At 72.4% G+C, this 23,197-nt stretch carries 21 protein-coding genes; 12 read left to right on the forward strand and 9 right to left on the reverse strand.

Annotated features, from left to right (window positions below; all coding sequences use genetic code 11):
• Positions 1-129: 129 nt before the first annotated feature.
• From JJJ15_RS03285 to JJJ15_RS03295, 3 genes are all read right to left on the reverse strand, one after another.
• A complete protein-coding gene (locus tag JJJ15_RS03285; protein ID WP_200511441.1) occupies positions 130-1,050 on the reverse strand; it encodes a cation diffusion facilitator family transporter in 921 nt (306 codons plus the stop codon).
• Entirely contained in the window at positions 1,047-1,592 is a 546-nt protein-coding gene (locus JJJ15_RS03290) for a metalloregulator ArsR/SmtB family transcription factor (RefSeq protein WP_200511442.1), read from the reverse strand. The genes JJJ15_RS03285 and JJJ15_RS03290 overlap by 4 nt, the downstream gene beginning before the upstream one ends.
• 297 nt (positions 1,593-1,889) lie before the next feature.
• On the reverse strand, positions 1,890-2,870 hold the full coding sequence (locus JJJ15_RS03295; protein ID WP_200511443.1) for a general stress protein: 981 nt from the start codon (positions 2,868-2,870) through the stop codon (positions 1,890-1,892).
• Between the two features lie 79 nt (positions 2,871-2,949).
• Here JJJ15_RS03295 and JJJ15_RS03300 point away from each other — a divergent pair, with 79 nt between their 5' ends.
• A complete protein-coding gene (locus JJJ15_RS03300) occupies positions 2,950-4,242 on the forward strand; it encodes a CBS domain-containing protein (protein WP_200511444.1) in 1,293 nt (430 codons plus the stop codon).
• On the forward strand, positions 4,235-4,786 hold the full coding sequence (locus JJJ15_RS03305; protein ID WP_200511445.1) for a DUF1003 domain-containing protein: 552 nt from the start codon (positions 4,235-4,237) through the stop codon (positions 4,784-4,786). Before JJJ15_RS03300 ends, JJJ15_RS03305 begins: the two co-directional genes overlap by 8 nt.
• Before the next feature lie 123 nt (positions 4,787-4,909).
• Here JJJ15_RS03305 and JJJ15_RS03310 read toward each other — a convergent pair whose 3' ends face one another.
• Entirely contained in the window at positions 4,910-6,811 is a 1,902-nt protein-coding gene (locus JJJ15_RS03310; RefSeq protein WP_200511446.1) for an acyltransferase family protein, read from the reverse strand.
• 146 nt (positions 6,812-6,957) lie between these two features.
• Between JJJ15_RS03310 and JJJ15_RS03315 the strand changes: the two genes are divergently transcribed.
• Positions 6,958-8,106 carry an Mrp/NBP35 family ATP-binding protein gene (locus JJJ15_RS03315; RefSeq protein WP_200511447.1) on the forward strand — a complete coding sequence of 383 codons (1,149 nt, stop codon included), beginning with the start codon at positions 6,958-6,960 and terminating at the stop codon, positions 8,104-8,106.
• A 213-nt stretch (positions 8,107-8,319) separates the two neighbouring features.
• Here JJJ15_RS03315 and JJJ15_RS03320 read toward each other — a convergent pair whose 3' ends face one another.
• A complete protein-coding gene (locus tag JJJ15_RS03320) occupies positions 8,320-9,375 on the reverse strand; it encodes a twin-arginine translocase TatA/TatE family subunit (RefSeq protein WP_200511448.1) in 1,056 nt (351 codons plus the stop codon).
• Positions 9,376-9,558: 183 nt separating this feature from the next.
• On the opposite strand from JJJ15_RS03320, the gene JJJ15_RS03325 reads away from it, so the two are divergent.
• The 5 genes from JJJ15_RS03325 to JJJ15_RS03345 all read left to right on the forward strand — a co-directional run bounded on the left by JJJ15_RS03325 (position 9,559) and on the right by JJJ15_RS03345 (position 15,989).
• Positions 9,559-10,194 carry a class I SAM-dependent methyltransferase gene (locus JJJ15_RS03325; protein WP_106109468.1) on the forward strand — a complete coding sequence of 212 codons (636 nt, stop codon included), beginning with the start codon at positions 9,559-9,561 and terminating at the stop codon, positions 10,192-10,194.
• 345 nt (positions 10,195-10,539) lie between these two features.
• On the forward strand, positions 10,540-12,843 hold the full coding sequence (locus JJJ15_RS13580) for an ROK family protein (RefSeq protein ID WP_200511449.1): 2,304 nt from the start codon (positions 10,540-10,542) through the stop codon (positions 12,841-12,843).
• Positions 12,844-12,885: 42 nt separating this feature from the next.
• Positions 12,886-14,187 (forward strand): sugar ABC transporter substrate-binding protein, encoded by a 1,302-nt coding sequence (locus tag JJJ15_RS03335; RefSeq protein ID WP_200511450.1) that lies wholly within the window; start codon positions 12,886-12,888, stop codon positions 14,185-14,187.
• A gap of 1 nt (position 14,188) precedes the next feature.
• Positions 14,189-15,139 (forward strand): sugar ABC transporter permease, encoded by a 951-nt coding sequence (locus JJJ15_RS03340; protein WP_200511451.1) that lies wholly within the window; start codon positions 14,189-14,191, stop codon positions 15,137-15,139.
• The gene (locus JJJ15_RS03345) at positions 15,132-15,989 is read left to right on the forward strand and encodes a carbohydrate ABC transporter permease (RefSeq protein WP_200511452.1); all 858 of its coding nucleotides are present in this window, start codon (positions 15,132-15,134) and stop codon (positions 15,987-15,989) included. Before JJJ15_RS03340 ends, JJJ15_RS03345 begins: the two co-directional genes overlap by 8 nt.
• An 88-nt stretch (positions 15,990-16,077) precedes the next feature.
• Here the strand turns inward: JJJ15_RS03345 and ndk are convergent, their stop codons facing one another.
• Both ndk and JJJ15_RS03355 read right to left on the reverse strand, forming a co-directional pair.
• On the reverse strand, positions 16,078-16,500 hold the full coding sequence (gene ndk / locus JJJ15_RS03350) for a nucleoside-diphosphate kinase (protein WP_200511453.1): 423 nt from the start codon (positions 16,498-16,500) through the stop codon (positions 16,078-16,080).
• A 179-nt stretch (positions 16,501-16,679) separates the two neighbouring features.
• On the reverse strand, positions 16,680-18,572 hold the full coding sequence (locus tag JJJ15_RS03355; RefSeq protein ID WP_200511454.1) for a folylpolyglutamate synthase/dihydrofolate synthase family protein: 1,893 nt from the start codon (positions 18,570-18,572) through the stop codon (positions 16,680-16,682).
• 252 nt (positions 18,573-18,824) lie between these two features.
• Between JJJ15_RS03355 and JJJ15_RS03360 the strand changes: the two genes are divergently transcribed.
• From JJJ15_RS03360 to JJJ15_RS03375, 4 genes are all read left to right on the forward strand, one after another.
• A complete protein-coding gene (locus tag JJJ15_RS03360) occupies positions 18,825-19,271 on the forward strand; it encodes an OsmC family protein (RefSeq protein ID WP_106109475.1) in 447 nt (148 codons plus the stop codon).
• A 212-nt stretch (positions 19,272-19,483) separates the two neighbouring features.
• Complete coding sequence (locus tag JJJ15_RS03365) at positions 19,484-20,179, forward strand: hypothetical protein (protein ID WP_200511455.1); 696 nt, start codon at positions 19,484-19,486, stop codon at positions 20,177-20,179.
• An 83-nt stretch (positions 20,180-20,262) separates the two neighbouring features.
• Positions 20,263-21,132, forward strand: a complete 870-nt coding sequence (locus tag JJJ15_RS03370) for a thymidylate synthase (RefSeq protein ID WP_200511456.1) — start codon at positions 20,263-20,265, stop codon at positions 21,130-21,132.
• Between the two features lie 93 nt (positions 21,133-21,225).
• On the forward strand, positions 21,226-21,966 hold the full coding sequence (locus JJJ15_RS03375) for a dihydrofolate reductase (protein ID WP_246742134.1): 741 nt from the start codon (positions 21,226-21,228) through the stop codon (positions 21,964-21,966).
• A 195-nt stretch (positions 21,967-22,161) separates the two neighbouring features.
• Here JJJ15_RS03375 and JJJ15_RS03380 read toward each other — a convergent pair whose 3' ends face one another.
• Together JJJ15_RS03380 and JJJ15_RS03385 are read right to left on the reverse strand one after the other, a co-directional pair.
• Entirely contained in the window at positions 22,162-22,566 is a 405-nt protein-coding gene (locus JJJ15_RS03380; RefSeq protein ID WP_106110701.1) for a VOC family protein, read from the reverse strand.
• A gap of 249 nt (positions 22,567-22,815) precedes the next feature.
• Entirely contained in the window at positions 22,816-22,977 is a 162-nt protein-coding gene (locus JJJ15_RS03385; RefSeq protein ID WP_165271586.1) for a hypothetical protein, read from the reverse strand.
• Between the last annotated feature and the right edge of the window lie 220 nt (positions 22,978-23,197).

Below are 23,197 nucleotides of genomic sequence, written 5' to 3' on the forward strand. Positions count from 1 at the left end.
CCCGCACCTCTGCCAGCATCCTGCCCGCGCCCTTGGCGGCACCCCGGGGCAACCCCTGGCGGCACCCCGGGGCACCCCGGGGCACCCCCGCATCCTTACCAGCGTCCTACCAAGCGCCCCGGGCAGGTTCTAGGCGCACAGGTGCTCGTGCTCGCGGTGCCTGGTGGACTCGATCTGGAAGGTCGAGTGCTCAATACGCACCGGGAAGTGCTCGGCGACGCACTCCTGGAGGGCGTGCAGGATCTCGGAGGCGTGCCCGTCACGCAGGCACTCGTCACGCACGGCGACGTGGGCGGTGAGCACGGGCAGCCCGGAGGCGACCTGGGTGACATGCAGGTCGTGGACGGCCTCGACGTGGTCCAGGGCCAGCATGTGGCGGCGCACCTCGGCCACGTCCAGCCCGTCGGGGGACTCCTCCATGAGGACCCGCCCCGCCGAGCGCAGCAGCACCAGCGCGCGCGGCACAATGAGAGCGGCAATGACCAGGGAGGCGACGGCGTCGGCCCGCTCCCAGCCAGTGGTCCACACCACCACCGCGGCCACAATCACACCCACGCTGCCCAGGGCGTCGCTGGTCACCTCCAGGAAGGCGGCACGCATATTGAGGCTGGTGCCCCGCCCCCCGGCCAGGACCAGCAGGGAGACCACGTTGGCCACCAGGCCGACCACGCCCATGACGAGCATGCCGCCCCCGGCGACGTCGGGCGGGTCGAACAGGTCCAGGACGGCCCGCACCCCCACGCTCAGGCCGACGACGCCGAGCATCCCGGCCTGGAGGGCGGCGCCGATCACCTCGGCCCGGAGCAGCCCCCAGGTGCGCTGGTCGGTGGCCGGGCGGGTGGCCAGGTGGGCGGCGGTGAGCGCCATGACCAGGCCGGCGACGTCGGTGAGCATGTGCCCGGCGTCAGCCAGCAGGGCCAGGGAGTTGGTGATCAGGGCGGTGACGACCTCGGCCACGAGGACCAGGACCGTCAGCCCCAGCGCGACGGCCAGGCGGGAGCGGGAGGCGGTCAGGTCCTGCGACCCGTGGGAGTGGTCGTGGGCGCTCATTGTGCGGCCTCGTTCCCTGTCACGGACAGCACGGCTCCCGCCCCGGAGGGCGTTACCGCCCTGGGCGCCGCCGTCGCGGGCACCGGCGCGTCCGGGCCCTCTGCCGAGGACGCCGGAGACGCCGGGGACACTGAGGACGCCGGGGGCAGGCAGGTGGCAGCGTGCAGGCCCACCGTGGGAACGGCCGACCCGGCCTGGGCCCCGGGGCTCAGGGTCTCCAGCAGCACCCGGGCGGCGTCCAGCAGGGCCCTGGTCTGGTGGGGGCGGGCCAGGTGGCTGACCGAGGTCCGCCCGTGGCTGTGGGTGGCGACCAGGCCGGCGTCCCGCAGTACGCCCAGGTGCTGGGAGACCGTGGACTGGGCCAGGCCGAGGTGCTCGCGCAGCTGGGTCACCGTGTGCTCCCCGCCCTCCAGGTGCGCCAGGATGGCCAGGCGGGTCGGGTCGGCCAGGGCCCGCAGGACGGCGGCCAGGGCCCCGGCGCGGACGACGGCGTCCAGGTCGTCGCTGCGGTCCTCCGGGAGGAGGCCATGAATCATCGTCATAGAACGATGGTATCGTCACTTACCGATACATTCAAGAGGTAGTCCGGACCAATTGGCCGACGCCGCCAGCACCCTTCTCCCAGCCGGGCGCCTGACCGGCGTCCTAACTCCCGGCTGGCGGCCACGTCCTGGCCAGCCGAATCCTGCCCGGCCGCCTCAGCCCAGCTGGTCGCCCCCGTCCTGCCTGGCCGCCTCACCTTGGCCAGATACCGAGCCCAGTGCGCGGTCCCTGCCCGGCCCGGCCGCGTCCTGGTCAACCGCCTCGCCCGGCCGCCTCAGCTGCCTCGCCCGGCCGCCTCAGCCCGGCTGGTCACCCCCGTCCTGCCCAGCCGCCCCACCGTCAGCCGCCTCGCCCTGCCTCTCAGGCTTGTCCCGCCCCTCGGACTCACCGTGGGGGTCCGCCGTGGGGCTGACGACCTCGCCGGCCCTGGCCCCCCAGGGCCCCCGGTCAGCGACCTGGTCCCGGCTGGACCTCCGGCTGGCCACCCCGCCAGGCCCGGCCACAGCGCCCGCACCATCCGGCCCAGCCACCCCACCGTCAGCCGCCTCAGCCCGGCCGGCCACCCCGCCAGGCCCGGCCGCCTGCCCCACCTGCCCCTCGGGCCCGTGCGAGGCCGCGTACCGGTTCACGTCCGCCCCCTCGGGCAGGCGCACCCCGAAGCGGGGCTGCTCATCGGGCCGGGAGCCGAAGGCCGTAGGCCCGGCACCCGCCGCCTCGCGGGCGGCACGCCGCTGGGCAGCACGCTGCGCCGCCGCCCCGCCAGGAGTGAGGTTGCCCGGGGCCTGGGCCAGCGCCCGGGCCGCCTCGGCGGCGTACTGCCCGGCGATAATGGAGTAGCGGGAGGCCACGACCTGGCTGACGCTGGTGAAGTCGCGCCGCCCCCGGCTCATGGCGTAGCCGACCACCTGGAAGCCGATCCCCCAGATGACCCCCAGGAGCATCGCCCCGGTGAAGGTCACCCCCCGGTTCTGCGAGCCCGGGCCCAGCAGCACCATGACGGCCGCGAAGAACATGCCGATCCACAGCCCGCTCAACGACCCGGCCAGCACGGCCCTGCCCCAGCTCATGCGGCCGGTAATACGCTCCACCTGACGCAGGTCGGTGCCGATAATGGCCAGGACCTGGACGGGGAACCCGTCGTCGCTCAGGGAGTCCACGGCGGCCTGGGCCTCGGGGTATGTGGCGAAGGAGGCGATCTCCTCACCACGCGGCAGGACGGCGGCCCCCGGACGCAAGGAGATCCCGGGCTGCGGAGGGACAGGGCTGGACTGGCTCATGCCCCTCATGCTCGCACGCACGGTGCCACCGGCGGCCCCCGGGGCGCGGGATCACGCCCAGGGCGCATAAGGTTGCCCCGTGGAGAGCAATCGGACACGCAGCACGAACAGGGTCTTTGTGGCCAGACTCGTCGGCACCGCCGTCTTCGACCCCCTGGGGGACCGGGTCGGTAAGGTGCACGACGTCATTGTGCTCCTGCAGATGCGCGGCGAGGCGCGCGCGGTGGGCCTCATTATCGAGGTCGCCGGGCGGCGTCGCGTCTTCCTGCCCCTGTCCCGGGTGACCGCGATGCAGCCGGGGGCCGTCATCACCACCGGCCTGCTCAATATGCGCCGTTTCGAGCAGCGTCACGTGGAGACCCTGGTGGTGGGCGAGCTCTTTGACCGGGTGGTCACCCTCAAGGACGGCTCGGGCAAGGTCACCGTGCGTGACGTGGGTATCGAGCGGGACCGCGGCATGGACTGGAAGGTGACCCGCCTGTTCGTCCAGCGCGCCTCCTCCGGCGCCTTCGGGCTGCGCCGCGGCGAGACCTTCACGGTACGCCCCGAGGAGGTCAGCGGCCTGGCCGGCAGCGCGGACCAGCAGGGGGCCACGGCCCTGCTGGCCACCCTGGAGGACCTCAAGCCCGCCGACCTGGCCGACGTCCTGCGCGACCTGCCCCCGGCCCGCCGCCAGGACGTGGCCGCCGAGCTGTCCGACGAGCGCCTGGCCGACGCCCTGGAGGAGCTCGGTGACGAGGACGCGGTGGCCATGCTCTCGGCCCTGGAGTCGGCCCGTGCCGCCGACGTCCTGGACGCCATGCAGCCCGACGACGCCGCCGACCTGGTCTCCGAGCTGCCCAGCCCCAAGGCCGCCGAGCTCCTGGCCCTCATGGAGCCCGAGGAGGCCGAGGACGTGCGTCGGCTCATGGCCTACGACGAGTACACCGCCGGCGGCCTCATGACCACCGAGCCCGTCATCCTGCCGCCCGAGGCCACCGTGGCCACCTTCCTGGCCCAGGCGCGCAAGGCGGAGGTCACCCCGGCCCTGGCGGCGGTGGCCTTCGTGGTGCGCCCGCCCCTGGAGAGCCCCACCGGCAGGTACCTGGGCATCGTGCACCTCCAGCGCGCGCTGCGCGAGCGGCCCCAGCGTATGCTCGGCTCCGTCCTGGACAGGGACGTGGGGACGGTCCATGCCGAGGACTCCATTGGCACGGTCACCCGTCTCCTGGCCACCTACAACCTCACGGCCCTGGCGGTGCTGGACGACGCCGGGCGCCTGCTGGGGGCGGTAAGCGTCGACGACGTGCTGGACCACCTCATGCCCGACGACTGGCGCGAGGCTGACGAGGCCGTCACCGACGAGATGATTGAGAGGAGCGCAAATGGCTGAGTCCCTTGACACCCCCCTGGAGACCACGCGACGACCCCGCTGGCTCTGGCAGCGCTCCAACGAGCAGTCCGACGGCTTCGGCCGGTTCGCCGAGGCCACCGCCCGTTTTATGGGCTCCCCGAAGTTCATCCTCTACATGACGATCTTCGTGGTGACCTGGATCGTCCTGAACGTGGTGCTGGTGCAGTACGCCAGGAAGTACGCCTGGGACGCCTACCCCTTCATCCTGCTCAACCTGGCCTTCTCCACGCAGGCCTCCTACTCGGCCCCGCTCATCCTGCTGGCGCAGAACCGCCAGGACGACCGCGACCGCGTCACGGCCGAGCAGGACCGGCAGCGGGCCCACCGCAACCTGGAGGACACCGAGTTCCTCACCCGGGAGATCGCCTCCCTGCGCCTGGCCATGAACGACGTCGCCACCCGTGACTTCGTGCGCTCCGAGCTGCGCGACGTGCTCAGCGAGATCCTGGCCGAGGAGCGGCGCACCCGTGAGGAGATCGCGGAGCTGGAGCGGGCCGAGGAGGACGCCCCCCAGGCCCGCTGAGCCCGGCTGGCGGGGCGGGAGCCAGCCCGCCCCGCAGGCCCGCGCCGCCACGCAGGGTCACCGCCACCAGCTGGCGGGAGCCAGCCCGTCCCGCCGCCGCCACGCAGGCCTGCCGCGGGCGGTTCAGACATTGAGGGCGTTGAGGGCGTCGACCACCACCTGGGCGTAGACGTCGCACCCCTCCGCGGTGGGGTGGACCTGGTCCTGGGCCAGGAGCTCCATGCGCTCGGCAATGGCCCGGTCCCAGCCCGCCACGTCCACCTGGTCGGGGTGGGCGGCGGCGAAGTCGCGGATGGTCTGGTTGGCCCCGGGGATCCAGGTGGTGCGGGCGGGCCCGAACCCCGTGACCAGGACGAGCTTGCGCCCCGGCCCCAGGTAGTCCAGGAGCGCCTGGATCTGGTCGCCCAGGACCTCCCCGTTGGTGGCCAGGGCGACCACCACGTAGGGGCGGGGCCCGTACTCGGCGTCCATGGCCTGGAGCGTCTCCAGGCCCGCGTAGAAGGAGCGGGAGACCTGGGCGTCGATCGCGATCCCGGGCAGGGAGGCCTCCAGCGCCGGGGCCGAGGCCAGGCTGACGGAGTCCCCCACGAGGGAGACCTGGTCCCCGGTCAGGGGCTCGGGCGCGGCCGTGGTGGAGGTCGGCTCGGGCGTGGGCGTCTCGGTGGGCCGCGAGGCCGTCGGGGTGGCGGAGGCCAGCGCCTGGGCCCCGCGCTGGATGGCGGCCTCGGCGGTGGACTGGGCGGGCTGGAGGGCCAGGGCCGCCCCCAGCAGCAGGACGCTGGCCACACCCAGGCCACCGGACAGGCTCAGACGCAGGCGCGTCCGGGTGACCGAACGCACCCAGGCCCGTACCCCCATACGTCGGATCGGGGTCTCGAAGTACCGGAAGGACAGCTCGGCGAAGAACACGCTCACCACCGTCACGCCCAGGGCCACCAGGGCCTGGGGGGCGGTGGGCGGCACCACGTAGAAGGCCAGCACCCACAGGGGCCAGTGCCACAGGTACAGGCCGTAGGAGCGGGTCCCCAGCCAGCGCAGCGGGGCGGTCTCCAGCAGGGCGGGCAGCCAGGAGCCGGGGCTGAGGGCCAGCGCCGGGCCGGCGACCTCCGGGGTCAGGCCCTGGAGGAGAGCCACGGTGCAGGCCGAGGCCCCCACCAGGACCCAGGTGGTGGTCCGGGTCCCGCCGGGCATCTGGTCGGAGGTGAGCGCGGCAATGAGGACCAGGCCCACCAGCCCCGCCCAGGACACCACCGCGCGCGTCCGCTCCAGCAGGGGCGTGGTCACCCGGGTGGGGTCCAGGACGTGCCCGTGGAGCAGGGCCAGGGCCGAGCCCGCCATGAGCCCGTAGGCGTGGGTGTCGGTACCCAGGTAGAGCCGTGAGGGGTCGGCGCCGCGGGCCGCCAGGGTCAGGGAGAGCCACACCGAGGCCGCGGTGAGCACGACGGCCGCCCCGCAGGCCAGGTACCGACGCCACCGGGAGTCCGCCCTGCCCAGGAGCAGCAGCAGGAGGAGCGGCCACACCAGGTAGAACTGCTCCTCAACCGCCAGGGACCACACGTTGGTCAGCAGGCTGGGCTGGGCCTGGTCGAAGTAGGAGGATCCGGCGAATATCTCGACCCAGTTGTAGACCAGGCCGATGGCGCCCAGGACCTGTCGGCGTATGCCCAGCAGGACGTCGCCCCCCGGCCAGGCCGCCAGCGACACCGTCACCACGATGGTGCTCAGCAGGGCCGGGACGATCCGACGCAGGCGCCTGACCCAGAAGCGCCGCAGGTTGGTGGACCCGGTACGACGCCGCTCGTCCACCAGCAGGCTGGTGATGAGGAAGCCGGAGATGACGAAGAAGGCGTCCACGCCGACCTTCCCGCCGGGCAGCGCCCCGGGCAGGAGGTGGTAGGCCAGGACCATAAAGACAGCGAGCGCGCGCACGCCGTCGAGCCCCCGAACCCGGGCCCGGGGAGGAAGAGAACGGGGGGTGGAGGAGGTAGAGACAGACGGGTTCACGGACTGTGCTGAGATGCTCATGGTGTCACAGGTGTTACGTGGACGGGAACGGGGCCCAGCCTAGCGTTAGTTTGTCCTGAGACCAGGGTGTGACAACGTCTGACGGCCCTCACAGGCGTGCTCCCCGCCACGGTGAGGCCCGGTGGCCGGGCTCCTAGGATGGACGCATGCCACAGCCCACGCCAGCGGCCGTCCGCGAGGCCCTGTCCCGCGTCATCGATCCCGAGCTCCGCCGTCCGATCACCGACCTGGGCATGGTGGGGTCCGTCGAGATCGGTGACGACGGCCTCGTCACCGTCTTGATCCTGCTGACCGTCGCCGGGTGCCCCCTGAAGGACACCCTCAGCCAGGACGCGCGCCGTGAGGTGGGCTCCGTGGAGGGGGTCACCGGCGTCGAGGTGCGTATGGGGGTCATGAACGACGAGCAGCGCGCCGAGCTGCGCGCCCGTCTGCGCGGGGGCGCCGCCGAGCCGGTGATCCCCTTCACCAAACCCGGCAGCCTGACCCGCGTCTACGCGGTGACCTCCGGGAAGGGCGGGGTGGGCAAGTCCTCGGTCACGGCCGCCCTGGCCGCCGCCCTGGCCGCCCAGGGCCTGAGCGTGGGGGTGGTGGACGCCGACATCTACGGCTTCTCCATCCCCCGCATGATGGGTGCGGACTACCCGCCCACCCAGCTCGACGGCATGATCGTCCCCCCGGTGTCCCACGGGGTCAAGGTCATGAGCATCGGCATGTTCGTGGACGACAAGCAGCCGGTGATCTGGCGCGGGCCCATGCTCCACCGGGCCGTCCAGCAGTTCCTCTCCGACGTCTTCTGGGGGGACCTGGACGTGCTCCTACTGGACCTGCCCCCCGGTACCGGTGACGTGACCATCTCCGTGGCCCAGCTCCTGCCCAACGCGGAGATCCTGGTGGTCACCACCCCCCAGGCCGCCGCCGCGGAGGTGGCCGAGCGCACCGGCCTCATTGCCGCCCAGACCCACCAGAAGGTCCTGGGGGTCATTGAGAACATGTCCTACCTGCTCCAGGACGACGGCTCCAGGCTGGAGATATTCGGGTCCGGCGGCGGCCAGGCGGTCTCCGACTCCCTGACCCAGGTCCTGGGCTACCAGGTGCCGCTGTTGGCCCAGCTGCCCCTGGACATCCGCCTGCGGGAGGGCTCAGACCTCGGCGTGCCGGTGACCGTCAGCGACCACGGCAGGCCCCCGGCGGACTCCCCCGCCGCGCTGGAGCTGGCGCGGGTGGCCTCCAGCATCGGGCACCGTGCCCGCGGGCTGGCCCGCCGCCCCCTGGGCGTGAGCCCCGTCAATACCTGAGCGCCCGGCTGGCCGGTGCTAAGTGCCCGGCTGGTCCGGACCAGTTCGTGCTGAACTCGCCTGAACGCAGGTGAACGCGCTTGAGAGCGCCTGAACGCGCTTTCATGCATATGAACTCCGTTTGGAGTAGCGTTCACCTGGGCAAGAGGGCGTTCACCCACATAAGAGGGCGTTCACCTGGGCGAGACGACGTTCACCCGCGTGACAGCACGTTCAGGCGTCCACGGTCAGGGTCGCCGCCTCCGGGCGCGTCCTCGCGGCGGCCTTGGCGGCCCGGACAATGTCACGTGGGGAGAGCGGCCTGGGGGGCAGGTCGCCCGACGCCTCAGTGAGGCTGGTGGGAATGGCGGCCGCCTCCGAGGTCGCGGTCTGCCCGTCCCGGGACCCAGTCACGACGGCGTCCTGCTCCTGGTCATCGGGGGCGGCAGCCCGCTGCTCCCCGGGCGTGGCGTCCTGCTGCTCCTGGAGCACGTCAGGACGCTGTTCCCCAGGCGCAGTATCCCGCCCCTGGACTACCGGCTGGGCGGCAGTCTGCTCCTGGTCGTCGGGCGTGGTGTCCTGCTCCTGGGACACCTCAGCCTGCGGCGCTGAGGCCGTCTCCGCAGACCCCGCCTGCGAGGTGGTGTCGCTCATAGGCTCCTCCCCGGCGCCCGGCTCAGGCCCCCGGACGGTGTCAGCCGCCTCGGCCCGCGTCTCCTCGCTCTTGGCCTCGGCCACCTGGGCGGCCTCAACCCCGGCCCCGGCCTGAGCGCTCTCAGCCCCGGTCCCTTGGGCCTCCTTAACCTGGCTACTAGTCGCTCCGGCCGCCTCGGCCTCGCTCCCGCTCCCCTGGGCGGCCTCAGCCTCAGCCCCGGCCCGCGCCGCCTCGGCCTGCGCCTCAATCCGCTTGCCCAGGGAGTCCGAACGCTCCTGGGCGGCCAGGGCCCGCACGTCAGCGGCCACGGCGTCCGAGGCCTCCTTGGCGGTAGAGGCCACCGCGGCCAGGGGGTTGGCCAGGTCGCGCTTAATGGCGTCGAGGTCCTCACCCAGGGCGTCGCGCACGATCTTGCGCGGGTCGTAGTTGCGGGGGTTGAGGTCGGCGAGGTTGAGGTCGCCGAGCTCAGGGCCCACCTCCTCAGCGATCTGCGCCTTGGCCTGCTCCAGGAAGACACGCAGCTGACGGATGAGCTGGGTGAGCTTACGGGTGTACTCAGGCAGACGCCGGGGACCCACCACGATCACCGCCACCAGGAGGATGACGATGAACTCGTTGCCGTTGATGCCGAACACGCGCCCAGTATAGGGAGCCGCCCGGGGCACGTGCCGCCGCGGGCACCGGTAGGCTCTGCCTGTGGCGATACCCGGCATCGTCCGCAAGACCAGGAACAAGCCTGTTCACCGGTACCTGAAACAATAGGAGCTGGCGCGTCCGTACCCGGGCGCAGGACGTGATCATGTGAGGAAGGCAGCGCGGTGAGTGCCGACAAGACCTTGACCTGGACCTACACCGAGGAGTTCCCTCTGGAGGAAGAGGCCGCCACCCAGGCCCGCCTGCGTGGGATGGGCCTCGGGGTGGAGCCGGTCAGCGTGGCCACCGGGGCCGCGCTGCGGGTCCTGGCCGCCTCCGTCGGCGCCAAGAGCATTGCCGAGATCGGTACCGGCACCGGCGTGTCCGGCCTGTGGCTGCTGGGCGGCATGGGCCGCGACGGGGTCCTGACCACCATCGACGTCGAGAGCGAGCTCCAGCGTGAGGCCCGCCGCGCCTTCGACGCCGCCGGGTACCCCTCCTCCCGGATCCGTCTCATCCAGGGCCGGGCCAGTGCCGTCATGCCGCGCATGGCGGCCCGCTCCTACGACATGGTGGTCCTGGACGTCGACCCCGTGGAGGCGGCCAACCTCGCCGAGGGCGCCCTGCGCATGCTGCGCGTGGGCGGGGTGCTCGCCGTCACCCACGCCCTGTGGGCGGACCACGTGGCCGACCCCGCCCGCCGCGACCCGGCCACCGTGGCGGCCCGCGAGCTGGCCAAGGCCGTACGCGCCTCCGACCTGCTGGTCTGCACGCTCCTGCCGGTGGGTGACGGCCTGCTGGTGGCAGTGCGCCGGGGCTGAGCCCGCCGCGCCCCCGCCCACGCGCCCGGGCGACCACGTACTGCGGTGCGCCCCGGGGAACAGACACGGACACCTGGCACATGTACCCGGGGTCCGCGCCCCCGCCCATGCGACCCACCGCGCCCGAGCCCACGTGCTGGGGCACGGCCCAGGGGACGAGCCCGCGCCCGCCGCGCCCCGACACACCCAGGCCCGCCCCGGCGCACCCAGGACGTGACGGAGAACGTGACAGAAGACGTGACGGGTGCTACTGTACCCCTATAACCAAAGCAGGTTTTGAAACCCTCTTTCACACTGGTGAGGACGCCAGTCGACCCTGATCCCACACCCCCACAGGAGCGGACAATGCCAGGACACCCCGGGACCTCCACCCGCGCCGCCAACGCCGCCGCGCTGTGGGACCGGCTGCGCCGGGCCCGGGTCAGCAGCGTCACCGACCTGGCGCGGGCCGCGGGGACCTCGCGCCCCACGGCGAGCGCCGTCCTGGCCGACCTGGAGGACCAGGGCCTGGTGGTCTCCCAGGACCTGGTGGACCCCACCCCGGGCCGTCCGGCGACCGGCTGGTCCCTCTCCCCGCGCGCGGGCTACGTCCTGGGAGCCGACGTCCTGGTCTCCTCCGTCCTGGTCAGCGCCGCCACCCTGGACGGCACCGTCGTGGCGGCCCGGACCTCGCCGCTGAGCGAGGAGCGGCGTTACCCGGACCTCCTGGCCGCCCTCACCCAGGAGGCGGACAGGCTGTCCGGCTACGGCCCCCTGCGGCACCTGTCCGTCTCCACCACCGGGATCCCCGACGACGCCGGCGTCGTCCTCCACGCGGACCTGGTCCCCCAGTGGGACGGCTTCGACCTGGCGGGCAACCTCCGCCACGACCTGGGTGTGGCGGTGGACGTGGACAACGACATCAACATGGCCGCGCTGGGGGAGTTCCGCCTGAGGGTCCAGGACGGGCAGATCGCCGCCCAGGGGGACCTGCTCTACATCCTGGTGGCCCGGGGGATCCACTCCGGCCTCGTCCTGTCGGGCAGGGTGCACCGGGGCAGCCGCTTCACCGCCGGCGAGATCTCCGCCGCCCTGGACCTGCGCCTGGAGGACGCCCAGGCCCCGGACGAGGACTGGGTGGAGCGCGTGGCCCTGACGATCTCCTCGGTGGGGCTCGTCGTGGACCCCGACCTCATTGTCATCTCGACGCCGACGGCGCGCGCCCGCTCCATAGTCCTGCCCCTCATGTCCCTCATGCGCGCCAAGGGGACGCAGTGGTCCCCCCGGCTCCGGGTGGAGAGCGCGCACCTGGGGTGGGCGGCGGCGGCCGTCGGCGCCCTGTCCCTCGCCCTGGACCACGCCAACCAGGCCGTCACGGGGGCCGACGAGGTCCCCGTCACCCCCCTGCAGGGCGTGGAGACCGTCAGCAACGCCGCAACCACAGGAGAGCACAGCACCATGACCGCCACCGCCGCCACGTCCCGGCCCTCTGACACCCTGCGCGTCGGGGTGGTCGGGGTCGGCGCCCGGGCCAAGTTCACCCTGGCCGCCGAGAGGCCCGAGAACAACGGCCGGATCACCGCCGTCTGCGAGACCCACCCCCGGGCCCGCGAGCGCGTGGCCTCCCGCCTCCAGCGGGACCCCGACTCGGTGTCCATCACCACCAGCGTGACCGACCTGGTGGGGACCGGGATCGACGTCGCCTTCGTGACCTCCCCCGACGACACCCACGCGGACGTGACCTGCGAGCTCCTGCGGGCGGGGGTCCCCGTCTACCTGGAGAAGCCCCTGGCCATCACCATGGAGGGGGCCACGCGCGTCCTGCGCACCGCCTACGAGACAGGCACCCGCCTGTACGTGGGGCACAATATGCGCCACATGCACGTGGTGCGCTCCATGCGCGAGCTCATCCGCTCGGGGCGGATCGGCGAGGTCAAGGCCATCTGGTGCCGGCACTTCGTGGGCTCCGGCGGGGACTTCTACTTCAAGGACTGGCACGCCACCAGGGAGCACGGCACGGGCCTGCTGCTGCAGAAGGCGGCGCACGACATCGACGTCATGCACTGGCTGGCGGATTCCCACACCACCAGCGTGGTGGCCATGGGCGGGCAGACCCTCTACCACCAGGTCACGGACCGGGCGGACCGCTCCGACGAGCTCATGCACAGCTGGTACTCCCTGGACAACTGGCCGCCCTTGAGCCAGAAGGGCCTGAGCCCGGTCATTGACGTCGAGGACCTGTCCATGGTGCTCATGCGCATGGACTCGGGGGTCTACGCCTCCTACGAGCAGTGCCACTACACCCCCGACTACTGGCGCAACTACACGGTCATCGGCACCGAGGGGCGCATTGAGAACTTCGGTGACGGCGAGGGCGGGCTCATCCGCCTGTGGAACCGGCGCACCCACTACAACGCCGAGGGCGACGAGGTCTTCCCCATTGTCGGGGACGCGGGCGGCCACGGGGACGCCGACGTGCTGACCATCACCGAGTTCATGCGCTTCGTCCGTGAGGGCACGCCCACGGACACCTCACCGCTGGGGGCGTGGTACGCCGTCGCCGCCGGCATCCAGGCCACCGAGTCCCTGCGCGACGGCTCGACCCCGCGCACCATCCCCGACCTCCCCCCCGAGGTCGTCGACTACTTCACGCGAAACCAGGTGCGCTGAGCACCCTCAGCCCCACCCGACCACGAGACAAAGGAGCCTCCCATGCACACCCTCACCCGGCGCAGCGTCCTGACGGGCACGCTCGCCACCTCGATCGCCCTGGCCCTGGCCGCCTGCTCCGACGACGGGGGTGGCGCGGACACCTCGGCGTCCATCGCCCCGGACACGAAGGCGGAGCTGACCCTGGCCTACTGGGACAAGAGCCAGACGCCCACGATCGACGCCAATATCAAGAGCTTCAACGAGACCTACCCCAATATCACGGTCACCACGAACCTGACGGCGTACGCGGACTACTGGAAGAAGCTGCGCACCCAGGCCGAGGGCAGGACGCTGCCGGACGTCATGTGGATGAACGGCCCCAATATCCAGCTGTACGCGGGCAACGACATGCTTGAGCCCCTGGACGACGTCACCGCCGCGGGCATCGCCTGGAGCGACTACCCCACCTCCCTGGTGGACCTGTACACCTACCAGGGCGTCCACTACGCCATCCCCAAGGACTACGACACGATCGGCGTCTTCTACAACAAGACGCTCTTCGCCTCCGCGGGGGCCGCCCTGCCCACCGAGGACTGGACCTGGGAGGACTTCCACACCGCGGCCAGGACCATCTCCGCCTGGGGCAAGGACCAGGGGATCTGGGGCTGCGCCACCACGGTCAACGGCGACGGCCAGGGCACCTACTACAACACGATCGCCCAGGCGGGCGGCTACGTCATTAAGGACGGCAGGAGCGGCTTCGATAACCCCGCCAGCGTCAAGGGCCTGCAGTGCTGGGCGGACTGGATCGCCGACGGCTCGGTGGCCCCGCCCGCCGTCGTGGCGGACACCAAGCCCGAGTCCATGTTCACCTCCGGCAAGTCCGCCATGCTCTGGGCCGGTGACTGGCAGTGCGCCCCCATTGCGGAGGCCTTCGCCGGCAGGCTCGAGGAGGTCGACGTCGCCCCGCTGCCCCAGGGCGAGAAGAGGGGGAGCATTATCCACGGCCTGGGCTGGGCGGTGGCCAGGACCTCCGGGAACAAGGCTGCCGCCAAGGCCCTGGCCGCCCACATGGCCTCCCGGGCCTCCCAGGAGACCGAGGCCCGCAACGGCACGGCCATCCCGGCCTTCAACGGCACCCAGGCCCCCTGGCTCGAGACCTACTCGTCCTGGAGCTGCCGTATCTTCACCGAGGCCGCCTCCACCTACGCGGTGACCTACCCCGTCTCGAAGAACACCAGCGCCTGGGCCGACCACGAGGGGGACTACCTCACCCCGGCCTTCGCCGGGCAGACCACCGTCACCGACGCCGCCTCCCAGCTCGCCACGTTCATGAACGGCGAGCTGGCCAAGGAGGGCTGACATGACCCCCTCCCCCTCCCCCCGGGGCGCGTCCGCCACCACCCCGGGGGCCGGTGGACGACGGCGCCGCCGCCCCACCAGCGTCGGCGCGTGGCCGGTGCTGTTCATCGGGCCGCTCATGGCCGGGGTGGCCGTCTTCTACTACTGGCCCATCGTCAAGAACCTCGTCGTCTCCCTCCAGCAGCGCAACGCCTTCGGCGGCAGCCCCAGGTGGGTGGGGCTCCAGAACTACCAGGACGTCCTGTCCAGCCCCGACCTGGGCTCGGCAATGGCGAACACGCTCCTCTACACCGGCGTCGTCCTCCTGGGCATCCCGCTGTCAGTGGCCGTGGCCGCCATGATCGAGCTACCCGGCCTGCGAGGCAGGGGCCTGTACCGCACGCTGTACTTCATGCCCTACCTGGCCATGCCCATGGCGGTGGCCCAGGTCTGGAAACTCGTCTACAACGGCAACTTCGGCCTGCTCAACCAGCTCCTCAGGGCCCTGGGGGTCGCCGACCCGCCCTACTGGCTGGTCACCCCCGGCTGGGCGCTCCTGGCCGTCGCCCTGTTCGGCGTCTGGGGGTCGGTCGGCTTCAACGTCATTATCCTGTCCGCCGGGCTGAGGTCCATCCCCCGGGAGCTCTACGAGGCCGCGAGCATCGACGGCGCCTCCGCCTGGCGCCAGTTCCGCTCCATCACCGTGCCCCTGCTCAGCCCCTCGATCTTCTTCCTGACGATTATGACGACCATCGGGGGCTTCCAGCTCTTTGACGCCCTCTTCGCCATGATCGGCACGAACAACCCCGCGGAGCCCAGGACGCGCTCCCTGGTGTACCTCTTCTACCGCGAGGCCTTCGTCAACTCCGACCAGGGGATGGGCGCGGCCGTGGCCGTCGTCATCTTCGCCTGCGTCGCCGTGGTCACCTTCGTCCAGTTCCTGGGGCAGAGGAGGTGGGTGAACTATGTCTGAGACGCGCACCCGCGGCTGGCGCGCCGCCCTCGCCTCCCAGCGCCGCTACCTGCCCGTCCACGTCCTGCTGCTGGCCGGTGGGGTGGTCATGGTCTTCCCCTTCGTGTACCAGGTCCTCATGAGCCTGTCGACCAACACCGAGATCCAGGCGGCTCCCCCGCGCCTGGTCCCCGAGCACTGGATGTGGTCCAACTACGCGGAGGTCTTCCGCAGGATCCCCTTCATGAGCCAGTTCTGGGTCTCGGTGTCCATCACGGTGCTACGCACCGGCGTCCAGCTCGTCCTGTGCTCCCTGGGCGGCTACGCCTTCGCCCGCATGCCCTTCCGGGGGCGGGGGCTCCTCTTCGGGCTGCTCCTGGCCATCCTCATGGTGCCCGGCCAGTCCTACCTCATCGGCCAGTACCAGCTCGTCCGGGACCTGGGGCTCCTGGAGACCGTGTGGGGCATCGTCCTGCCGGGCTTCTTCTCCGCCTTCGGGGTCTTCCTCATGCGCCAGTCCTTCATGAGCCTGCCCGTGGAGCTGGAGGAGGCCGCGCGCCTGGACGGCTGCAACCCGTGGCAGGCCTTCTGGAGGGTCATGTTCCCGCTGGTGCGCCCGGGGCTGTCGGCGGTCACGATCGTCACGGTCCTGTGGTCCTGGAACGACCTGCTGTGGCCGCTGATCGTCACCACCCGGGAGGAGACCATGCCCCTGAGCGTGGGCATCGCCACCATGGCGGGCCAGCACTCCAGCGAGTACGCCCTCATGATGGCCGCCTCCGTCATGTCCATGGCCCCGATCTTCCTCATCTTCTTCACCATGCAGAAGCGTGTCATCGAGGGCCTGGCCACCTCCGGCCTCAAGGGCTGAGCGGGACGGGCCGGGCGGCAGGGGCGGGTAGCGGGGCTGAGTGGCAGGGACGGCCGCGGCAGCGCACCGCCCCTGCTCCCCTGCCGGCTCAGCCCAGCTCGGGGAACCAGATGGCGATCTCCCTCTCGGCGGAGGCCTGGCCGTCCGAGCCGTGGACCAGGTTCTCCATGGCCTCACCGCCCTGGTCACGGGCCAGGTCGCCCCGGATGCTGCCGGGGGCGGCCATGGTGGGGTCGGTGGCGCCCATGAGGGAGCGCACCCCCTGGACCACCCGGTGGCCCTCGACGAGGGCCGCGACCACCGGACCGCGCGTCATGTACTCCACCAGACCGGGGTAGAAGGGCCTGTCCACGTGCTCGGCGTAGTGCTCAGCGAGCAGCTCGGGCGTGGGGACCACCGTCTTCAGGGCGGTGACGTCGTAGCCCTTGGCCTCGATACGGCGCAGGATCTCGCCGACCAGGCGGCGCTCGACGCCGTCGGGCTTGATCAGGACGAGGATACGGTCAGTCATGACGGGGTCCTTTCATCGGGGTGGCCCCGAGCCTATAGGGGCCCTGCCCGGGCCGCCAGGGGCGCCTGCCAGCTCGCTGGCCCCGGCAACGCCGAGGGCCCGGGGGCCGGGGAACCGTCGGCCCGGGCTCCCAGGCGGCGCAGGCCCCGCCGAGGGCCCGGGGGCCGGGGAAGTGGGTCTCAGGGGCGTCCCAGGAGCTCACGGGCCTGGGCGGCCAGCACCACGGAGCCCACAATGAGCACCCCGGAGGCGGTCAGGGGGGCGTCGTGGCCCTCCGAGAGGGTCACCGCCTGCTCCACGCCCTGGGCCAGGGTCTCGGCGGTACGCACCCGCTCGGGCCCGAAGACCTCCCGGGCCACGGCCGCCAGGTCCTCCACGTCCAGGGCGCGCGGGGAGTCCATGGGCACGCAGACCACGGCGTCGCAGGCGGGCTCCAGCTCGGCCAGGACGCCCTCGACGTCCTTGTCCGCCATGACGGCCGTCACGGCCACCAGGTGGCGCAGGCCGAAGACCTCCTCCACCGCCTCCACCAGGGCGGCCACGCCGTGGGGGTTGTGCGCGGCGTCCACCAGGACGGTGGGCGAGGAGCGCAGCACCTCCAGGCGCCCGGGGCTGGTGGCCGAGGCGAGGCCGTCCTGGACGACCGTGGCCGGCAGGGCCCTACCCCCCATGACGGCCTCGACGGCCGCCAGCGCCAGGAGCGCGTTGTGGGCCTGGTAGCTCCCGTGCAGGGGGATGAAGACGTCCTCGTAGACGGCCGCGGCCGTGGCCAGGGTCACCAGCTGGCCGCCCACCGCCAGCTGGCGGCTGACCACGGACAGCTCCCCGGCACCGGGCTGTCCGGCGTACTCCGACTCCGGGTCGAGCTCGCGGCGCCAGACGACGTCGTGGGCGGCGGCGGCGCGGACAATGGCCTCCTGGGCGGCCCGGGGCTGGAGGGAGGTGACCAGGGTGGCCCCGTCCTTGACGATACCGGCCTTGGTGGTGGCGATCTCCTCAATGGTGTCGCCCAGCCAGGCCTTGTGGTCCAGGCCGATGGGGGTGATGACCTCCACCTGGGAGCGCACCACGTTGGTGGCGTCCCACTGCCCGCCCATGCCGACCTCGACCACGGCCACGTCCACCGGGTAGTCGGCGAAGGCGGCCAGGGCCATGACGGTCAGGACCTCGAAGAAGCTCATCCGCACCCCCCCGGTGGCGGCGGAGCGCTCATCGACCATCTCCACGTAGGGGCGCACGTCCTCCCAGGCGGCGATAAAGCCCTCCTCGCTCACCGGCTCCCCGTCCAGGGCGATGCGCTCGCGGACGGTGGCCAGGTGCGGGGAGGTGAAGCGTCCGGTGCGCAGGCCGGTGGCGGCCAGGAGCCGCTCGGTCATGCGGGCGGTCGAGGTCTTGCCGTTCGTTCCTGTGATATGCACCACTTTATAGGAGCGTTCGGGGTGGCCAATGAGGTCCAGGACCGCCTCGACGCGCTCCAGGCTCGGCTGGACCCTGTGCTCGGGGGCGCGGGAGAGGATCTCGGCCTCGACGGCGCGCATACGGGCGGAGACCTCCACCTGGGCGGCGGCCGCGCGCAGGGCGGCGGCGTGGGCCCCGGGGGAGGCGTCGAGGGTGTCTCGCGGCTCCGCGCCGGGGGCGCCGGGGGGCGTGTCGGGTAGGACGGGCTCCCAGTCGTCCTCGTCCCCGGCCTCCTCGTCAACCTCCGCCAGGAGGGCGTCAAGGTGTTCCGGGTCGCCGCCGGACAGCAGGCTCGCGGCGACGAGCGTGCGCAGGGCGGCCAGGTTCTCGGCCTGCGCGTCGGCGGCGGCCTGCTCCCGGGCCCGGTCGGCCTCACGGACGTCGGCGAGGGACACGCCCTCGGGTGCGTCGGCGGCCTGGAGGTAGGGCAGGAGGTCGGGGTCGATGCCCGCATCGGACTCCTCGCCCCGGTCCTGCGCATGCAGCCTCTCCAGGCCCCCGCGGTCCACGCCGTCACCGAAGACGGCGTCCACGACCTCCTCCCCGCTCGCCCCGGAGGGGATCCCGAAGGCCGCGCCGGGGTGCGGACGCTCTGACTGGTCGTTAGACACCATGCCACCCTTCTCTCAGCGCCCCGGCCCACCTGCCCCCAGTGGGCGGCGGGCAGGGCCCAGGCGCTAATCTAGCCGCCCTGTCGGGCACGCCCCGTCGGTCACGCCCCGGCCCAGGCACAAGGCCGCCATGAGCGCCGCCCGCCCGGACGCCGACGGAGGCGCCTGCGTGAACCGTCCCAGCCTGCCCGTCTTCCGCCGCCCGCGCCGACGCCGATGGAGGTGGTACCCAGGCAGTCGTGCCACCATGGGTCCATGAGCACCGACCAGCGCATTGTCCCGACCCCCCAGAACTCCGTGTGGGCCGAGCGCACCGGGACCCGCCAGTACCTGGGGCACAACGCCCGCGGCGCCGAGGTACGCATTGGCACCGGCCCCGGCGAGTTCACCCCCGGCGAGCTGATCAAGATGGCCCTGGCCACCTGCAACTCCCTGTCCGCGGACCACCGTCTGGCCAAGGCGCTCGGGGAGGACTTCGAGGCCAATGTCATCGCGGCCACCACCAAGAACGAGGCGGAGGAGCGCTACGACGCCTTTGACGTCCAGCTGGTGGCCGACCTCTCACACCTGACCCCCGAGCAGCTGGACACCCTGCGTCAGCGGGTCGACGCCGCCGTTGACCGCTCCTGCACCGTGGGGCACACGATCGACAGGGGCGCGCGCACCAGCCTCCACCTCCTGGACGACTCGGCCTCCGAGTAGGGCCGCACGGGCCACGGCGGCAGGCCGGGCGGGACTGTCCCGCTGACAGGCCGGGCGGTGGCGGGCCGCTAACCAACGCCGGGGCCGCCCCGCACGGGCCACGGCGGCAGTGCCGGGTCCGGCGGCAGGCCGAGCGGTGGCGGGCCGTCCCCTGGCCCGTACTCTTAATTCTGACCGCGCCCCGCGGGCAGCCCGCACGAAACGGAGGCCCTATGGATTCCAGGCACCTGGAGCAGGCGCTCGACGCCGCTATTACGCTACCCGCCTCACGGGTCGAGGAGCGGGTGGCCCGCATGCGCAGGGACCGTCCCGACGCCGATGTCAGTGAGCTCGTCGTCCTGGCCGGTAACCGCTTCCGCCACGAGTCGGGCCTGACCTCCGGCGCGGTGGGGGCCTCGGCGGCCCTGCCCGTGGTGGGCACGGGCACATCCGTGGCCCTGACGGTGGGGCAGACCGCGGTCTTTATGGCCTCCGCCGTCACCTACGTCCTGACCGTCGCCGAGCTCCAGGGCCTGCACGTGGCCGACGCCGAGCGACGTCGGGCCCTGGTCCTGTCCGCCCTCCTGGGTGAGGAGGGCAGCCGCGCGGTCCAGGGGGAGCTGGGCCTGTCCACCCTGTTCTGGGCGGCGCAGCTGCTCACCCAGATGCCCATCCCCACGGTCCGCTCCGTCAACGTCGAGCTGACCAGGCGCCTGACCCGCCGCGTTGCGGCCCGGGGCGGGGCGCTGGCCCTGGGACGGCTCATCCCCTTCGGGATCGGCGCGTTCATCGGCTACACCGGCGGCCGGGCCCTGGCCAGCCAGGTCATTGAGGGGGCCCAGGCGGCGCTGGGGCCCACGGACGCCCTCCCGGCCACCGCGGACCCGCAGGCCCTGGTGCCCACCGCCCCGATGCCCACGGCCCTGTAGGCCACCGCGGTGCCCGCTACCAGCGGCGGCTAGGCACCGCCTTCGCACACCACCCGTCCCACCCCGTAAGGAGGCCACCGCCCATGACCGAGGCGACGCCGTCGAGCACCTACCCGGCCCTGGCCGAGGCGGGCCTGACCCCTCCGGCGGGGGTGGACGTGGCCTACGAGAACCTCCTGGCGGAGGTCCTGGCCCACGGCGCCCCCAAGGGCGACCGCACCGGCACCGGCACCCGCTCGGTGTTCGCCCGCCAGCTGCGCTACGACCTGACCCGCGGCTTCCCCCGCGTCACCACCAAGTTCGTGGCCATGAAGGCCGTCAAGGGCGAGCTGCTGTGGTTCCTCCAGGGGACCGGGAGCACGCGCTGGCTGGCCGAGCAGGGGATCACCATCTGGGACGAGTGGGCGGACGACGGCGAGCTCGGGCCGGTCTACGGCGTCCAGTGGCGGTCCTGGCCCAGCCGTGAGGGGGGCGCCATCGACCAGATAGCCGGGCTCATCAACACCCTGCGCACCGACCCCGACTCCCGGCGCATGCTGGTCAGCGCCTGGAACGTCTCCGACCTGGACCGTATGGCGCTGGCCCCCTGCCACGTCCTCTTCCAGTGCTACGTGGTCCGCGGGCGCCTGAGCCTGCAGGTCTACCAGCGCAGCGCGGACCTCTTCCTGGGTGTGCCCTTCAATATCGCCTCCTACGCGCTGCTGACCCACATGCTGGCCCAGCAGTCGGGGCTGGATGTGGGGGAGCTCATCTGGACCGGCGGGGACTGCCACGTCTATGACAACCACGTCGAGCAGGTCCGCACCCAGCTCTCGCGCGTGCCCCGGGCCTACCCCTTCCCCCGCCTGCGCCTGGGGGCGGCGCCGTCCATCGACGCCTACACCATGGACGACATTGACGCCTCGGAGGGCTACCGCCACCACCCCGCCATCCCCGCCCCCGTGGCGGTGTGAGCCGTGGAGCAATCCGACGCCGGGCCCGTCCCGCAGCCTCCGCCCCCCGGCCCATCCCGCCCCCCGGCTCCCGGGGGCACGGGGCGGGTGCCGGTGCTCCCGCCCGCTGCCCCGGATTCCGGGGGCCTGCCCCCGGTGGGTATGGTCTGGGCCCAGGACCACGGTGGGGTTCTGGGGTCGGCGGAGGGCATGCTGTGGCGGGTTCCCGCGGACTTCCGCCACTTCAAGGCCGTGACCCTGGGCGGCGGCCTGGTCATGGGCCGCACCACCTGGGACTCACTCAAGGGGGCGCTGGTGGGACGCCGGAACGTGGTCATGACGCGCTCTGAGGACTGGACCGCCCCGGGGGCCCACCGCGCCAGCAGCCTGGAGCAGGCCCTGGCGCTGGCCGCGGACGGCCTAGAGGAGGAGCTGGGGGCGGACCCGCGAACGGGCCGGGCCGCCTCCTGGCCGCGCACCTGGGTAATGGGCGGGGGCAGTGTCTACCGCCAGGCCATGGAGGCCGGGGTCGCGGACCTGCTGGTGGTGAGCACCATTGACCTGGATGTGGCCGCCAGCCTGGGTGCCGGGCGCGTTAGAGCCGGAGCGGACGGGGTGACGTGCGCCGCAGCCGGTGGGAACACCGGTTCCGGTACGGCCGGGCCGGACGTGCCAGGCGTGCCGGGTGGGTTGGCCGGGCCGGAGGGGGCGGTGGCACCTGTGCTCGTGCGCGCCCCGAGCATTGACCTCGCCCAGTGGGAGCGTGACGAGGAGGACAGCGATGTCCTCGGTACCTGGCGCCCCCGCTCAGGCGACGCGGGCTGGCGGGTGGACGTCTGGCGCCGTCGGGCTTAAGGACCTGCCCGGGCCAGCCGGGTCACCAGCCGGGCCGCTCGGCAGCCGCAGGGCGACTGGACCACCACGGAGACCTGCGCCCGGCCCCGGTTTTCAGGCCTCCCGCCGGACCACCACAGGGACCTGTGTCACGCCCTCCTGTGGCACGCTCGCTGCGCCGCCCCGGGCCTGCGTCCCGGCCACCACGGACGCCGTTCAGGAGGCCGGCGCGTAGTCCCCGGCCACGACCTCGACCCGGTTGCCCTCGGGGTCGAGCAGCGCGACCTCGTAGTAGCCGTCCCCGGTGCGTCGGGGGCCGTCCACCACCTGGACCCCCACCTCACGCGCCCGCCGGGCCAGGGCGTCCACGGCGGGCGGGTCCGCCAGGGCGAAGGAGATGTGCGCCCACCCCAGGCGGTCCCCCGCCCCCGGGACCGTCACGTCCGGGCGGGTCATGAGCTCCAGGCGGGCGCCGGTCCCGAAGGTGAGGATGTAGGTGGACAGGCCCGTGCGGGGGTTGTGGTAGAGCTCACCTGCAACTCCCCCGAACCAGGTGGTGTAGAAGTCGCGGGCGGCCTCCAGGTCGGCCACCCAGACGGCGGCGTGGTCAATGCGGGTCATGGTGCCTCCGTACAGCAGCATAGGTGATGAGAAGCACATACTACCTGCGTGGGCGGGGTCGTGGGGCGACGCCGCGCCCGCCCCGGCCCGACAGGCCCGCCCGTCGCGGCCCCGCCGAGCCGCCTGCTCAGGCAAGGGGCTGGTACCTGGTCCACCTCCCAGAAGGTCCAGGTCCTGGCCGCGTTCTCCCTGCCCGCCCTGGTCGCGCCTGGTCCACCTCCCAGAAGGTCCAGGGGGCCGCCCGCCTGCTCAGGCAAGGGGCTGGTAGTCGTCCTGGTCACCGCCCAGGAGGACGTCGTGGAGGTAGTGGCTCTTGGGGGCGGTGCCGTAGACCTCGGCGGTGGTGCGGCTGAACCAGGCGTTGAAGATCCTGGTGACCGAGGCGGCCAGGCGGGTGACGGTGGTGTTCATGGTGGAGACCTTTCGTATCGGTTCCGGGGTGGGGCTCGTGCCCCGTCCGGCTGACACCATGAACGGTAAAAGTCCATACGATCGCTGCCAATGATCATATCTAACTAAAATGATCATTTATCTACCTCCCTGCCCGGGGCCCGCCGCCACCTGCCACTGACCGAGGCGGGCCCGGACCCTACCGGCGTCCCGGTGGGCAGGCCCGGGGCTGAGGAGCCCG

Origin of the sequence: Actinomyces sp. HMT897, from assembly GCF_016626125.1 — a bacterium.
In the GTDB taxonomy this organism is placed as follows: domain Bacteria; phylum Actinomycetota; class Actinomycetes; order Actinomycetales; family Actinomycetaceae; genus Actinomyces.

Bases quoted from the DNA above. Each gene is read 5' to 3' on its own strand.
- JJJ15_RS03285 (WP_200511441.1), bottom strand. From the start codon at position 1,050: ATGAGCGCCCACGACCACTCCCACGGGTCGCAGGACCTGACCGCCTCC.
- JJJ15_RS03290 (WP_200511442.1), bottom strand. From the start codon at position 1,592: ATGACGATGATTCATGGCCTCCTCCCGGAGGACCGCAGCGACGACCTG.
- JJJ15_RS03295 (WP_200511443.1), bottom strand. From the start codon at position 2,870: ATGAGCCAGTCCAGCCCTGTCCCTCCGCAGCCCGGGATCTCCTTGCGT.
- JJJ15_RS03305 (WP_200511445.1), top strand. From the start codon at position 4,235: ATGGCTGAGTCCCTTGACACCCCCCTGGAGACCACGCGACGACCCCGC.
- JJJ15_RS03310 (WP_200511446.1), bottom strand. From the start codon at position 6,811: ATGAGCATCTCAGCACAGTCCGTGAACCCGTCTGTCTCTACCTCCTCC.
- JJJ15_RS03315 (WP_200511447.1), top strand. From the start codon at position 6,958: ATGCCACAGCCCACGCCAGCGGCCGTCCGCGAGGCCCTGTCCCGCGTC.
- JJJ15_RS13580 (WP_200511449.1), top strand. From the start codon at position 10,540: ATGCCAGGACACCCCGGGACCTCCACCCGCGCCGCCAACGCCGCCGCG.
- JJJ15_RS03335 (WP_200511450.1), top strand. From the start codon at position 12,886: ATGCACACCCTCACCCGGCGCAGCGTCCTGACGGGCACGCTCGCCACC.
- JJJ15_RS03340 (WP_200511451.1), top strand. From the start codon at position 14,189: ATGACCCCCTCCCCCTCCCCCCGGGGCGCGTCCGCCACCACCCCGGGG.
- JJJ15_RS03345 (WP_200511452.1), top strand. From the start codon at position 15,132: ATGTCTGAGACGCGCACCCGCGGCTGGCGCGCCGCCCTCGCCTCCCAG.
- ndk (WP_200511453.1), bottom strand. From the start codon at position 16,500: ATGACTGACCGTATCCTCGTCCTGATCAAGCCCGACGGCGTCGAGCGC.
- JJJ15_RS03355 (WP_200511454.1), bottom strand. From the start codon at position 18,572: ATGGTGTCTAACGACCAGTCAGAGCGTCCGCACCCCGGCGCGGCCTTC.
- JJJ15_RS03360 (WP_106109475.1), top strand. From the start codon at position 18,825: ATGAGCACCGACCAGCGCATTGTCCCGACCCCCCAGAACTCCGTGTGG.
- JJJ15_RS03365 (WP_200511455.1), top strand. From the start codon at position 19,484: ATGGATTCCAGGCACCTGGAGCAGGCGCTCGACGCCGCTATTACGCTA.
- JJJ15_RS03370 (WP_200511456.1), top strand. From the start codon at position 20,263: ATGACCGAGGCGACGCCGTCGAGCACCTACCCGGCCCTGGCCGAGGCG.
- JJJ15_RS03380 (WP_106110701.1), bottom strand. From the start codon at position 22,566: ATGACCCGCATTGACCACGCCGCCGTCTGGGTGGCCGACCTGGAGGCC.
- JJJ15_RS03385 (WP_165271586.1), bottom strand. From the start codon at position 22,977: ATGAACACCACCGTCACCCGCCTGGCCGCCTCGGTCACCAGGATCTTC.